Source organism: Flavobacterium sandaracinum, from assembly GCF_004349135.1.
Taxonomy (GTDB): domain Bacteria; phylum Bacteroidota; class Bacteroidia; order Flavobacteriales; family Flavobacteriaceae; genus Flavobacterium; species Flavobacterium sandaracinum.
In genome coordinates, this window is record NZ_SMFN01000011.1 from 15,768 (window position 1) to 30,016 (window position 14,249).

11 protein-coding genes are annotated in these 14,249 nt (G+C 35.3%); 3 read left to right on the plus strand and 8 right to left on the minus strand.

Annotated features, from left to right (window positions below; translation table 11 throughout):
- Positions 1-89: 89 nt before the first annotated feature.
- Both E0F91_RS10275 and E0F91_RS10280 read right to left on the minus strand, forming a co-directional pair.
- On the minus strand, positions 90-1,427 hold the full coding sequence (locus tag E0F91_RS10275) for an FAD-dependent oxidoreductase (RefSeq protein ID WP_132066458.1): 1,338 nt from the start codon (positions 1,425-1,427) through the stop codon (positions 90-92).
- Positions 1,428-1,490: 63 nt separating this feature from the next.
- A complete protein-coding gene (locus E0F91_RS10280) occupies positions 1,491-3,881 on the minus strand; it encodes a penicillin acylase family protein (protein ID WP_132066548.1) in 2,391 nt (796 codons plus the stop codon).
- 168 nt (positions 3,882-4,049) lie between these two features.
- Here E0F91_RS10280 and E0F91_RS10285 point away from each other — a divergent pair, with 168 nt between their 5' ends.
- Both E0F91_RS10285 and E0F91_RS10290 read left to right on the plus strand, forming a co-directional pair.
- Complete coding sequence (locus tag E0F91_RS10285; RefSeq protein WP_132066459.1) at positions 4,050-4,691, plus strand: flavin reductase family protein; 642 nt, start codon at positions 4,050-4,052, stop codon at positions 4,689-4,691.
- Between the two features lie 3 nt (positions 4,692-4,694).
- The gene (locus tag E0F91_RS10290) at positions 4,695-6,227 is read left to right on the plus strand and encodes a cryptochrome/photolyase family protein (protein ID WP_132066460.1); all 1,533 of its coding nucleotides are present in this window, start codon (positions 4,695-4,697) and stop codon (positions 6,225-6,227) included.
- Positions 6,228-6,306: 79 nt separating this feature from the next.
- On the opposite strand, the gene E0F91_RS10295 is transcribed toward E0F91_RS10290, so the two are convergent.
- Together E0F91_RS10295 and kynU are read right to left on the minus strand one after the other, a co-directional pair.
- Positions 6,307-6,738 (minus strand): YMGG-like glycine zipper-containing protein, encoded by a 432-nt coding sequence (locus E0F91_RS10295; protein ID WP_132066461.1) that lies wholly within the window; start codon positions 6,736-6,738, stop codon positions 6,307-6,309.
- Positions 6,739-6,827: 89 nt separating this feature from the next.
- Positions 6,828-8,114, minus strand: coding sequence for a kynureninase (gene kynU / locus E0F91_RS10300; protein ID WP_132066462.1), 1,287 nt, complete (start codon positions 8,112-8,114; stop codon positions 6,828-6,830).
- 326 nt (positions 8,115-8,440) lie between these two features.
- Between kynU and E0F91_RS10305 the strand changes: the two genes are divergently transcribed.
- A complete protein-coding gene (locus E0F91_RS10305; RefSeq protein WP_132066463.1) occupies positions 8,441-9,175 on the plus strand; it encodes an SIMPL domain-containing protein in 735 nt (244 codons plus the stop codon).
- Positions 9,176-9,384: 209 nt separating this feature from the next.
- Here E0F91_RS10305 and queA read toward each other — a convergent pair whose 3' ends face one another.
- The 4 genes from queA to E0F91_RS10325 all read right to left on the minus strand — a co-directional run bounded on the left by queA (position 9,385) and on the right by E0F91_RS10325 (position 14,249).
- On the minus strand, positions 9,385-10,434 hold the full coding sequence (queA, locus tag E0F91_RS10310) for a tRNA preQ1(34) S-adenosylmethionine ribosyltransferase-isomerase QueA (protein WP_132066464.1): 1,050 nt from the start codon (positions 10,432-10,434) through the stop codon (positions 9,385-9,387).
- Positions 10,435-10,583: 149 nt separating this feature from the next.
- A complete protein-coding gene (aroA, locus tag E0F91_RS10315) occupies positions 10,584-11,807 on the minus strand; it encodes a 3-phosphoshikimate 1-carboxyvinyltransferase (protein ID WP_132066465.1) in 1,224 nt (407 codons plus the stop codon).
- 100 nt (positions 11,808-11,907) lie between these two features.
- Complete coding sequence (locus tag E0F91_RS10320; protein ID WP_132066466.1) at positions 11,908-12,234, minus strand: nucleotide pyrophosphohydrolase; 327 nt, start codon at positions 12,232-12,234, stop codon at positions 11,908-11,910.
- A gap of 2 nt (positions 12,235-12,236) precedes the next feature.
- Entirely contained in the window at positions 12,237-14,249 is a 2,013-nt protein-coding gene (locus E0F91_RS10325) for a DUF3857 domain-containing protein (protein WP_243698877.1), read from the minus strand.

Sequence of the window (14,249 nt, forward strand, 5' to 3'; positions counted from 1 at the left end):
AAGAAAAATACTGTTAAATAATTAAAACAGAAACAAAAAAAGTCGGAAGATTATTCTTCCGACCATGACTACCTAAAAGAGTCCTTTTTTTATTTTAACAGTTCCAAAATTTTATTTTCAACTGCTTCTGAATCCCATATTTCAGTAATATTTTCAATTTTCAACACTTCCTCCATGATTGCATTTTGATAATCTCCTATCGCTAAAGCTTCTGTATAGGGGCGATCACTAAAAGTAACGCGACTGTACAACGGAATCCATTTTTCAGGATGTTTGTCTGAGAATGACTTTTCAATTTTCTTTTGTAAAAGAAAGTTTTCGTCTGCAGTTTTGGAACTCATTTCTAAGAAATTACGATACGAAAGTTCCGCAATCGCATCTGCATTTGGTTTGCGGGATTTTTGGTATTCCGAAAAAACTGATTTCCAATCGTCACCATATTTCTCAATCATTTCATAAAGCACCGAAATATCTTCAAAACCTGCATTCATTCCTTGTCCATAAAAAGGAACAATTGCATGACTGGCATCGCCAATAAGTGCAATTTTATCTTCATAAGTCCATGGATAACATTTCATAGTCACTAACGTACTGGTAGGATTCTTAAAAAAATCTTCGGCAAGTTTTGGAATTACATCAATAGTATCCGGTAAGTTTTTTTCAAAAAAAGCCTCCACTAATTTTATGTCTTTTAAAGATTCAAAAGAATTTTCTCCTTCAAACGGCATAAACAAAGTACAGGTAAAACTTCCATCTAAATTGGGCAAGGCGATCAACATATACGCACCACGAGGCCAAATATGAAAAGAATTTTTATCTAGTTTATGTGTTCCGTCAAGATTCGCGGGAATATTTAACTCCTTATAACCAATAGGCAAAAATTCTTGCGAATAGTCAAACATACTTTGGCGTTGCATGCGGTGACGAATCCTTGAAAAAGCCCCGTCGGCACCAAAAACCATATCGTATTTTTTATCTTCCCAAGCACCACGTTCCGTTTCACCTATATGCAGCGTTGCATCTTCAAGTGAAACATCCCATATTTTTTGTTCAAAAAAGAATTCAGCTCCTGCGGCTTCCGCCAAATCTATCATTTTCCTATTCAAAATTCCTCTAGAAATAGAATAAATCGATTCACCATCCTGACCGTAATTTTGAAAATTGAGTTTATCGACCAAATGAATCGCACGTTTATCCATAGGAATTGCAATCTCACGTACGGCATTTCCTATTCCTACTCCATCCAAAGCTTTCCAACCTCGATTGGACATCGCTAAATTAATGGAACGACCAGAGAACTGTATTTTTCGGATATCTGGACTTCTATCGTAAACGTGAACCGTATGACCTGCTTTACGAAGATAAATAGCCAATAAAGATCCAACTAATCCTGAACCTACAACCGCTATTTTTATGGGAGTTTGCATTATTTTTTTTATAAAAAGTTAAGCAAAATTACTGATTTATTATTTTATGCTCTTTAAAAAGAATTATTTTTTATGGGGAATAAAAACCAATTTTGTTGAAGTTCTAACAATCTCCTCTTTATTGAGCATCATTCGTCTGAATTTACCAGCATTATACAACTCTGCCTGATCGCTATAATGCGCACTTAATGGATTCCCAGATTGTCCCGTCGGCAGTATACTCCAGCTGTTTTCTATATCTGAAAAATCAATAATTCTTCGGGTTGACGGACCTCCTTTTACGATATAATTCCCATCATCAGTAAAATCAAAAAAGAGATTATTAATTACTTCCGTTGAACCTGAAACTTCAAAAGGACCCACGTTGAAAATGCTTCTTAAAGCCGCAACTTTCCCTAACGGATGCTGATGCTCTAAAGTATGTACTTTATTCCAGGTCCAATCAGAAACGGTATTTCCCAGTTGGTTTTCTAAAGCTACAACGGATTCTTTAAATGATTTGGAGACAATCTGACTTCTTGTTTCTTTCTTGTTTTTAGTATTAACATTATCCCACCAAAGTGATTTTTCATTCGTAATTTGTCTCGCTATAATTTGCTTCATGATGTGTGTTCCTAAAAACATCTTGAAATTTTCAGCGCCAAGTTCATCTTCAAAAGTGTTTTTTAAGTAATTAAAAATCCATTTATTATAGATTGTAGGAGCCACATCACTCAGATTATTAGTTCCTTTCCAATCTTTTAAAACAGCCAGAGCTTGTTTTTCATTTTCAGAAAGGGATTCCTGATTTACATTTGAGATTAAATCCCTCACAACTTTTGGAGCTACAGAAGAAGTATTATCAAAAATCATTTTTCCAACCGAAACCATATCCCAATCTGATTTTGGATTCAATAATTGCGTAATTCGTTTGGCTCGATCTTCAGGAAGATAATAACCAGGATACAAAAACCCGTCAATTGGTTCGGGTTGATTATTTGCGGAATAGACATAATTCCATCTAGGATTCACCGCCGAAGGATTTTTGGAGAAATCCAGATATTGCTCTATATCATCCTTTCCACTAGCACCATCCAGAATAAAATTTGGATTTACACCTTCCTTATGCTTATACAATTTCCCGGTTGCCCACCAAGCCACATTTCCTTTGGCATCACCATACATTACATTCAATCCTGGCGCGGCGATTAGTGAAACACCTTTCTGAAAATCTGATTTATTTTTAGCGTGTGAAAGCGCATACACCGCATCGAGAATTTGAATGGGTTGTTGTGTATAAATCCAGGACATTGCCACAGGTTTGTCTTGCTGTAAACCATCAATTAAATCGTTCATAACAGGACCGTGGCGCGTCACTTTTACATTCAAAACTACATCAGTTGAATCTTTTACTTTGATTGTTTTTTTTCGGATTTCGTAGGCACTAAAACCAGTTGGTGTCTTATATTCATTGGCATTGGCTGGATTATTTTGTTCTTGGTACAAATCAATATCATCATTTTCAAACATAGTTAACCCATACGCATATTCTCTGTTGTGTCCCAAAAGCGGATATGGTGTTCCTGCTAAATAACAGCCATACAATTCGAAATCCGGCGTAACGATGTGCGCTTCATACCAAGTGCCCGGTTGCGAAAATCCAATGTGTGGATCATTAGCAAAAATGACTTTTCCGTTTTTCGTTTTCTTTGGAGCAATAACCCAACTGTTACTTCCTATAAATGGCGAAATTGGAGACTGATCCAACAGCAACGCAATTGATTTTGAAATAGAAGCGTATTCTTGAGGCCTGTCTTTGGCATTTTTAATTTTGGTAGTATTAAAGGAACCATCAATACCAAAATCTTTCAGATAATCCATCCCGTATTTATTTCGAATATCAGTTAACAACGGATCTGATTTTTGAGCCATCGCAAAACTAAAAGACATGTATCCAAAAATATTATAGACATCCTTTATGGTAAACTTTTCTTTTTTAACGCCCACCAGACTAAATTCAATTGGTGTCGTTCCTTCCTCCATGTATTGATTGATGCCCTCCAAATAAGCCATTGTCAATTGATAACTGGGACTGTTTTTATCCAAATCCGCAATCGCTTTGGCGGAAGCCTCTTCGATTCCTAAGCCAGCGAAGAATTTGTCATTTTTAAGAGCAACCGAACCAAATATTTCTGATAATCGTCCCGAGGCAATGCGGCGCATCAATTCCATTTGCCACAATCTATCTTGCGCATGTACATAACCCAAGGCCACCATGGCATCTTTTGAAGAAGTTGCATAAATATGAGGAACACCAAATTCATCAAAATAAACAGTAGTTTCTTTTTGAATATTTTTCAAGCGCAACTTGCCTTCGTATTTTGGTTTTAAATAATAACCATAAACTAGTATCGCGATAGCTAAAACTATTACTACCGAAAGTAAAACGAGTAGGACTTTTCTAAGTATTTTCATCATTAAATAAATTGAAAAACAAATATATAGGATTTGGAAGTTATTTAAAACTATTTATTTCATTGTATCCTTTCCAAACGAACAGCAATAAATTATTACACTATTTTGTTTAATTTATTTGATAATCAATTAAACAAAATAGTATATTTGTTTTAAATAAAAGTAACTATGAAAAACATTTCAAGAGATGCCATTTCTCAAATGGAGAAAGTCGAAAGATTGAATTTAATTAATTCATGCACTGGATATAAATCAGCTAACCTCTTAGCTACAAAATCTCTTGAAGGGAAATCCAATGTAGCTATTTTCAGCAGTGTCACTCATTTAGGAAGCAATCCTGCGCTAATAGGATTTATAATGAGACCTACCACTGTACCCAGAGACACATACAAGAACATTCGTGAAACAGGTTATTTTACAATAAACCATATTACTGTAGCTATGATTGCAGATGCGCATCATACGTCAGCAAATTATGAACTGGGTATTTCTGAATTTGATAAAACAAATTTAGAGGAAGAATATAAAAATAATATTGACACTCCATTTGTAAAAGGAAGTCCCGTACAGTTGTATTGCAAGTACGTGAATGAATATTACATTAAAGAGAATGATACGATTCATATTATTGCTTCTATCGAAAATTTATTTTTTGAAGAAGAATTAGAGCATAAAGATGGCTGGTTGCAAATTGATCGAGGAAATGTCGTGGCAATAAATGGACTTGATGGGTATTGTTTACCCACATTAGTAGATCGTTTTCAATATGCTAGAAAAGAAATCCCAAGTACTTCCTTTCCCAAAAAATAAAAAATGAAAAAACTGCGGTTAATCCTTGGTGATCAGATAGATTCACAGCATTCCTGGTTTCAGGAATACGATGAAAACACGATTTATGTTATGGCCGAAATGCGGCAAGAAACAGATTATGTAAAACATCATATTCAAAAAGTGGTCGCGTTCTTTCTTTCGATGAGGAACTTTTACACAACTATAAAAGACCTTGGACATCAAGCAGTCTATTTTCAAATTACCGATGGTACCAATCCACAGGATTTAGAAAAAATCATTGCACTTTGCATCGAAAAATATAAAATCGAAAAATTCGAATACCAATTCCCTGACGAATACCGGCTGGATGAACAACTAAAAAAGATTTGTTCCAAATTAAAAATTGACTCAGAAGCTTTTGATTCGGAACATTTTTACACCACGCGTCACGAACTTTCTGAATTTTTTGAAGGAAAGAAGCTGTTGCTGATGGAAAATTTTTATCGGAACATGCGAAAAAAGCATCATGTTTTGATGGATGGAAGCTCTCCATTAGGCAACCAATGGAATTTTGATGCTGATAATCGAAAAAAATACAAAGGCGAAGTTCCGGTTCCGTCAGAAAAAAATTTCCATACCCATGTTTCCGAAGTTGTTGCACAAATCAAAGAATCAGGAATTACAACTTTTGGAAACATCGATCCAAATAATTTCAGTTGGCCTACTTCACGTGAGCAATCGCTGGAGGTTTTAGATTATTTCTGTAAAAATCTGTTAAAGCATTTTGGTGATTATGAAGATGCGATGCATACCGATGAAAAATTCCTTTTTCATTCTCGTTTGTCTTTTGCTATGAATAGTAAAATGCTATCCCCGAAAGAAGTGATCAAGACCGTTGTTTCGTTTTATCATGCCAATGAAACGAATATAACCATCTCACAAGTCGAAGGATTCGTAAGACAAATTTTAGGATGGCGCGAATACATCCGAGGTATCTATTGGAAAGAAATGCCCAATTATGCACAAATGAATGTTTTGGAAAACACGAACAAGTTACCCGATTTTTTCTGGACGGGAAATACCAAGATGAATTGCATGAGTCACGCCATCAATCAAAGTTTAGATGAAGCTTACGCGCATCATATTCAGCGGCTAATGATAATTGGCAATTTTGCGTTACTAACACAGATTCATCCTGACGAAGTAGATGCTTGGTATCTGGGCGTATATATAGATGCAATTGAATGGGTTGAAATGCCCAACACTCGTGGAATGTCACAATATGCAGATGGCGGAATAATTGCTACTAAACCGTATGTTTCCTCTGGAAGTTATATCAATAAAATGAGTAATAATTGTGCCAAATGCCATTATAAAGTGAAAGAAAAATTTGGTGATAACGCCTGTCCTTTTAATACTTTATACTGGAATTTCCTTGATGAGAAAAAAGAATACTTCAAAGGAAACCAACGCATGGGAATGATGCTGAATTTATTAAACAAAATAAATCCAGAAGAATTATATAAAATCAAAGTAAAAGCGAATGAAATCATCGCCAATATGGATGCGTATTGAATCAAAATTTCTATCACAAAAAAAGAGTGTTTAAATTCTATTAGGAACTTAAACACTCTTTTATATTTTACTAATAAATTTAATTATTTTTGCTACCATCTATAATTGCTCCCGTTCCAGCACCTACTCCAGCACCCGCAACACCACCAATAATAGCTCCTTGCACTTTTTTCTTACTGATAATTGCTCCAGTTGCAGCACCAACTCCTGCTCCAATAACAGCTCCTTTAGCCGTACTACTCCATCCTTTTCTTTGCGTGGTAGTATTTGTTGTGGTGGTCGTCGTCGATGGTGATTGCTTATTCACAACAACAACTTCTCTTTGAGTTTCAATTCTAGCAGCTTCAATTTTGACCATTTCTTGCTTCATCGAGTCAATAACTCTTTGCTTCTCCATTTCAACTTTCATGGAATCAACCGTTGCTACTTTAGCCTTTTCAATCTCCATTTTCCCTTGATTTTGGCAAGAAACTAAGACTAAAGAAACTAGTATAAAATATAATGCTTTCATAATTTAAATTTTTTCAATTTTTAATAACTCAAAGGAACACTTAAACTTGTAAAATGTACTTACGCAATTCAAGTTATTATTTATATAATTTAAAGATTCGCTTTGTTTAGAATTCCTGCTTTCAGAATCTGACCAAACTCATACATATCTTCAAAAGAAGTATATAAAGGTACTGGTGCTAAACGAATAACATTAGGTTCTCGCCAATCAGTGATTACGCCACTTTTCATCAAATAATCAAACAAACTACGTCCTTCTCCGTGCAACAACACTGATAATTGTGACGCTCTTTCCAATGGATTTGATGGTGTAATAATTTCGAAACTACTATCTACTTCTTTGTCAATCTCTTGTAAAATAAATTCTAAATAAGAAGTGATAGTATCTCTTTTTTGAAGTATTACATCCATTCCAATTTCGTCAAACAGTTCTACTGATGCTAAATAAGGCGCCAAAGAAAGTATTGGTAAGTTACTTATTTGCCAACCATCAGCACCATGAACGGGGTCAAAAGTCTGTTCCATCTTGAAGCGACGTTCTTTATTATGTCCCCACCAACCTGCGAACCTTGGCAACTCTGAATTGTTATGGTGTTTTTCATTAATAAAACATCCTGAAGCATTTCCGGGACCTGAATTCATATATTTATAACTGCACCATGCTGCAAAATCTACGTTCCAATCGTGTAATTCCAGTTTCACATTTCCAGCAGCATGTGCTAAATCCCAACCTACATAAGCTCCCGCTCTATGACCTGCGGCGGTTATGGTTTTCATATCAAAAACTTGTCCAGTGTAATAATTGACTCCACCAATCAAAACCAAAGCCAACTCGTCACCAACTTCTTCAATTTTTGCCAAAACATCTTCCAAACGAATGTTGTGTTCGCCTTCGCGACGCTTGATTTCTATAAGCGCATCTTCTGGATTATAGCCATGAAAATGAACCTGACTTTGAAACATATATTGATCCGAAGGAAATGCTTTTTCTTCACAAATAATTTTATATCTGGTTTTTGTAGGTCGGTAAAAAGTAACCATCAACAAATGAAGATTCACGGTCAAGGTGTTCATTACCGTAACTTCGCTTGGCAGCGCCCCAACAATTTTACTCAACGGATTGGCAAATCGTTCGTGGTAGTCCCACCATGGTTTTTCACTGTAAAAATGACCTTCAACAGCGAGATTTGCCCAATCATTCATCACTTCATCTACATACGCTTTCGTACGTTTAGGCTGCAACCCCAATGAATTTCCCGTGAAATAAATCACTTTTTTTCCATTTACCTGCGGAAAAATGAATTCGTCTTGGTATTTATGTAATTGATCTTGTGAATCTAATTTTTTTGCAAATTCAAGGGTATTTTCGAAAGTCATGATATGTGTTTTGTTTTGTAAAAGTACTAAAAAAAGAAAATAGAGGAAAGCAGATAGAGGAAAGAATAAAAAAATACATGACTATACGTTACTTATAACAAGGTATATTTTATGAATAAACTTAGTTATTTTGTCCTTTTGACAAACGAAAAATCTCATTAGCTGCTGTCAAAATATGATTCTTCCTCGTCCCAATGAGAAAATTAAATACAAGTGGATTTAGTAGCTTGCAGTTATAAAAAAATAAATTTATGAAAGAGAACTCCTGAATTTTAAAATTCAATTTGCTAATTGATTACATTTGATTGTATTTAAAATTCTTAGCTATGCTTAAAAACAGTTTGAACGTAATTATTATTGCCATCGCTGTGGTCATTTCCTCGTATTTATTTTCGAATGCTTTTCAGAATCGAAATAAAAGCAACGATACTATAAGTGTGACGGGTTCCGGAAAAAAGGATTTCGTATCGGATTTGATTGTTTGGAGTGGCTCTTTTTCTAAAAAAAGCATGACGCTGAAGGAGGCTTATGCCGCATTAGATACAGACAGAGAGAAAATAAAAAGCTATTTATCAGGCAAAGGAATTGCGCCGAACGAAATGGTTTTCTCAGCGGTAAATTTCAATAAGGATTTTGAAACTACCTTCAATGAAAATGGAACGACAAGACAGCAAATTTTTACTGGATTTACATTGACGCAAAGCGTAAGCATTCAATCTAAGGAAGTGAATAAAATTGAGGAATTATCCCGACAATCCAGTGAGTTGATTAATTCCGGAGTAGAATTCTATTCGTCTCCACCGGAATATTATTACACAAAGCTGGCTGAATTAAAAATAAAAATGATTGCCGAAGCCACAAAAGACGCGAGCATCAGAGCGAAAAGCATTGCTGAAAATGCGGATGCGAGTTTAGGAAGTCTAAAAAAATCAGACATGGGCGTTTTTCAAATAACCGGTCAAAACTCATCGGAAGATTTTTCTTATGGAGGATCTTTTAACACGCAATCCAAAAACAAAACGGCTAATATTACGGTGCGATTGGTGTATCAAGTGGATTAAACTCAGGGGTGTTTTGCAAAACAGTTTTGTGTGAGGGATGGAAGCGGCATCCTTTATTTTCTTTCTTTAAGAAAATAAAGATACAGCGTACAGCCCGACCCGCTTTTTCAGCGGGGACACCCAAATTTAACTTCAGTTAGAATAAAACAAAAAAAAATCTCGCCATTACTGACGAGATTCTATTATTTAAAATCTGGAATGAATTCCGCTTAGATGATCAACATTGCATCACCATATGAATAGAATTTATATCCTTCTTCAATTGCTTCTGCGTATGCTTTTTTCATTAAATCATGACCACAGAATGCGGACACCATCATTAATAAGGTTGATTTTGGCGTGTGGAAATTAGTAATCATACACGTTGGGATAGCAAAGTCATGCGGAGGAAAGACAAATTTATTTGTCCATCCATCAAAAGGATTCAAAGTGTTTTGAGAGGAAACAGAACTTTCAACGGCACGCATGGAAGTTGTTCCTACAGTACAGATACGTTTCTTTTTGGCTTTAGCCCCATTGACAATATCACATGCTTCCTGAGTTATCTTTAATTCCTCAGAGTCCATTTTATGTTTTGATAAATCCTCAACTTCAACTGGATTGAAAGTTCCTAAACCTACATGAAGTGTTACTTCAGCAAATTTGATTCCTTTAATTTCTAGTTTTTTCAATAAATGTTTAGAGAAGTGCAATCCTGCAGTAGGTGCTGCAACGGAACCTTCCTCTTTAGCATAAATAGTTTGGTAACGCTCCGCATCTTCTGGAGTTACGTCTCTAGAAATGTATTTTGGGATTGGAGTTTCTCCAAGTTCTGTTAATTTATTTCTGAATTCTTCATACGAACCGTCGTAAAGAAAACGCAAGGTTCTTCCACGAGAAGTGGTATTGTCGATAACCTCAGCCACTAATGAATCGTCGTCTCCAAAATATAATTTGTTACCAATTCTGATTTTACGTGCCGGATCAACTAAAACATCCCAAAGTCTTTGCTCAGAATTCAATTCTCTAAGTAAAAAAACTTCGATTCTAGCGCCTGTTTTTTCCTTATTTCCGTACAAACGAGCTGGAAAAACTTTAGTATTATTCAGAATCAAAACATCACCTTCGTCAAAATAATCGATAACATCTTTGAACATTTTGTGCTCTATAGTTCCTTTCTTACGATCAATGACCATTAGACGCGCTTCGTCTCTGTTTTCAGCTGGATATTCGGCAAGAAGTTCTTTTGGCAAATCGAATTGAAAATGTGATAATTTCATTTGATAAATTTATGAGTTATGGATTTTGAAGCATGAGTTTTGATCACACGCTATTAAATCGTGTGCAAATATACGATTGTGAGATAGGCGTTGTCAAGTGTTTTGCTGTTTATTTTCAAAAGCCGTTGATTCACTAGCCTTTAAACCGATTATTTTTCTGAAATATCAAAATCTAAACTTTTTAAATCATTCCAAAAATCAGGATAGGACTTAGAAACTACTTCTGCATTTTCGATTAGAATCGGAACTTTTAAAGCTAGTGGTGCAAATGCCATCGCCATCCTGTGATCGTTATAAGTGGCAATTTTGACATTATGATTGATTTCGTTTGAAGCCTCAAGTGTCAAGCTATCATTGGTAACTGCGATTTTTGCACCTAGTTTTGTTAGTTCAATTCGAAGTGCTTCAAGTCTATCTGTTTCTTTAATTTTTAGGGTATGAAGTCCCGTCAAATGGCAGCCAATCCCTAACCCTAGACAAGTGACCACAATCGTTTGGGCGATATCCGGAGTATTGTTTAATTCTAAGTTTAAAAATTGCGGTTTAAAGTCAGGCTGTTTAACTAAAATCATTTTGTTTTCTTCAAAATGCGTTTCAACTCCCATTTGCTTATAAATTTCAACCAAAGCCGAATCGCCTTGCAAACTAGTTTCTTTATAGCTGGTCAATGAAACAGTTGCCTTTTCAGCTAATGCAACCAAACTAAAAAAGTAAGAAGCAGAACTCCAATCGGATTCTACGGTCATAACTTTTGCTGCTACTTCTTGTTTTGGATACACGGTAATGACATTTCCTTCGAAACTGGTTTTGATGTCTAAATCATTCAACAAAGACAACGTCATTTTGATATAAGGAACTGAAGTAATTTCGCCAACCAAAGTGATTTCAATACCATTTTCCAATTTTGGCGCCACTAATAATAATGCCGATATGTATTGACTACTCACATTGGCAGGAATATTCACTTTAGAAGCGGTGATTTTTTGTCCTTTGATTCGAATAGGCGGATAACCCACTTCTTTCTCATAGGAGATTTTCGCACCCAATTGTTCCAAGGCTTCTACCAAAACTTTTATGGGACGCTCTGTCATTCGTTGAGAGCCGGTCAAAACTACTTCGCGACCTTCGCTTACAGCAAAATAAGCCGTCAAGAAACGCATCGCCGTACCCGCATGATGAATATCAACTACTTCCTCGTTTCCTTTTAATGCCTTTTGCATTACTTCGCTGTCATCAGAATTAGAAGTATTGGCTAAAGTGATATTTGGAAATAAAGCTTGTAATAACAACAATCGGTTGGTTTCACTTTTTGAGCCAGTAACTGCAATTTCGGCTTGTAAATTAGAATGGGAAGTTTGTAACAGTAAATTCATGTTTGTAATTATGAGTTATGAATTATGAATTATCAGTGGTCTAATTCAAGTCCGCAATTTACCACTCCGTATTTATAATTCATAATTTATACTTCACAAATTATTTGAGTTTTTCGTTGTTTTTGTGACGGTCTTTGTCTCTAATGGACTTTAAATCCATTTTTTTGTCGAATGCCTCCTGCAGATTAATCCCAGTTTGGTTTGCCAAACACAATACCACAAAAACCACATCGGCTAATTCTTCTCCCAGATCTTTATTCTTATCACTTTCTTTCTCTGATTGTTCTCCATAACGGCGGGCTATGATTCGGGCGACTTCGCCTACTTCTTCGGTCAGTTGAGCCATATTAGTCAATTCGTTGAAGTAACGAACGCCGTGTTCTTTGATCCAAGTGTCAACGTCGAGTTGTGCATTTTTTATATCCATGATTATATTCTTTTTAATACAATTTTTTCATTTTGTTTTTCAATTATTTTCTGATAAAACTCCTTTAATTCACCATAAAAATCGGCATGAAAAATAGCTCCGTTAATTTCCTCACTAATTATAAACTGAATCTTATTCCCTACATTTAGCGTATTAATACTAAAGGTAGCCTCTTTCCCTGCCGTGCTAATTCGCATTACTTTTGGAAGGGATTCTACCACATATCCGACAGGGATTTCTACACTAATATTATACTTATTTTGCCTAGCATATCCAAAATATAAGGGCATTTGCCTCTTCTCCCGAACAAACGGGTTTTTGCTAAGTGTAAAAAACAGCATCGGATTTATAAACATCTTTCCAGCAATTATTTCACAGTGGTTTGTAGTTGCAAAAGTAAATATTTCCGTTACGGGCTTGCTTAAGTCCGTGTTTTCATTTTCTATTTCGTAATCACTAATTTCGATTCCGTTTAAATCATTCTCCAACTTTTCCAGATAACTTTCCCTATTTACACCTGAAAATTTTTCTCTAAATATAAGCGCTTCAGAATTGGTATTCTGAACCCTAAATTTTCCATCTATTTTTCCGTTTGCATCTACAGCGACTAGTAAAGTATAATTCTTTTTAGATGGGATCTCCGGCACAAGATTAATTTCGTCCGACGTCCCATCTTTTCGAATAAGTCTGCCTGTCCAATTTAAGGCATTCAGAGGCAGAACATCAGGAGCTGTAAATTTACTTGTTGCGTCTAGTAAAATTTGTTTTCCTCCAATATTTGCTGCGGCAATTACATAATTAAAAACGGTGCGGTTTGGATAAACGGGAATTCCATGATCTTTAGTACTTACTAAAACAGGGTTAGCATTAATTCCCGCCATTTTCAGCATATTAATCAGAATAAAATTTATTTCCGCACTATTTCCAATTTTGTTAGTGTATGCTTCTTTTACTCCTTTGTCCGTATAATAGCTGTTCTCTTTATTCCAATTCATTTTTTGCTGGACAAATTTAAAAATAATTAGGAGCCTTTCGAATTCCGTTGCTGTAGTACTCTCCTCCTTTTTTAAAATTGTTTTTAAATCATCAAGAAAATACACTCCCTGTTCCAACTCTTTACCAAAATCCTTATTTTCAAAAATTGTTTTAGCAACTCCTTCCCAGGTCGTTGCATAATCCTTTACCGGCTCTTGATAGAATTGTGTTTTTTCTAATTCATGCTGGATCGAGAATCGATAGTTTTCCAGATTGTCAACGTAAGGTTCGTATTTCAAAGCCGGAATATTAGAAGCACTGTACGTACTAATTAGCTGCTTAAAATTTACAGAATCACTTCTGGTGAAATCATTTTTATTTGCATAATGTAAAGTACCACTACTTACTCTTTGCTCTGTTTTTGCTTGCAAAAAACCGTTTACAATCGCTTTATAAACAAAGAAACCGGGGATTTCAGTACAATATTCTGCATAATTAACTGGGATTTCATACTGAAAATTAAAATGTGGAAACTTAACAATATTATCTGACTTTAAGATATACCTAAACTCAATTACAGAGCCCACTTTTACATTTGGCAATGTGATGGAGGCCACATTCCAATATTTGTTTGCGTTAGTCTTAAAACTACCTTCACTATTTAATTTTGTTTTAACGACAACTCCATTTTCTAGATTATAAGTGACTGCATCTGAAAACCGAACCGAATCATCTATACTATTTTCGTATCCCACATAATAGGGGACTTCAAAATTTGCCCAACTCAGCGCTTCTTTTTTGTAAATTTTGATCCTAATCTGAAATTCCGTAGTGATAGAAAAACCTGATTTTTCATTGTATTTAAAGGATGTTTTAGCCTTGTTATAAAGTACCGCCGCCACCGCGCTAGTGTCGATAGAATGTGTTTTTTCCTGTAGTTCAGCAACTGACACTTTTCCCAATTCAAGATTTTGTGAATTTAAATTGACAAAAGAAATCAGAAAAACAAAACCTAAAAACCATTTGTTAAGACGCATCAT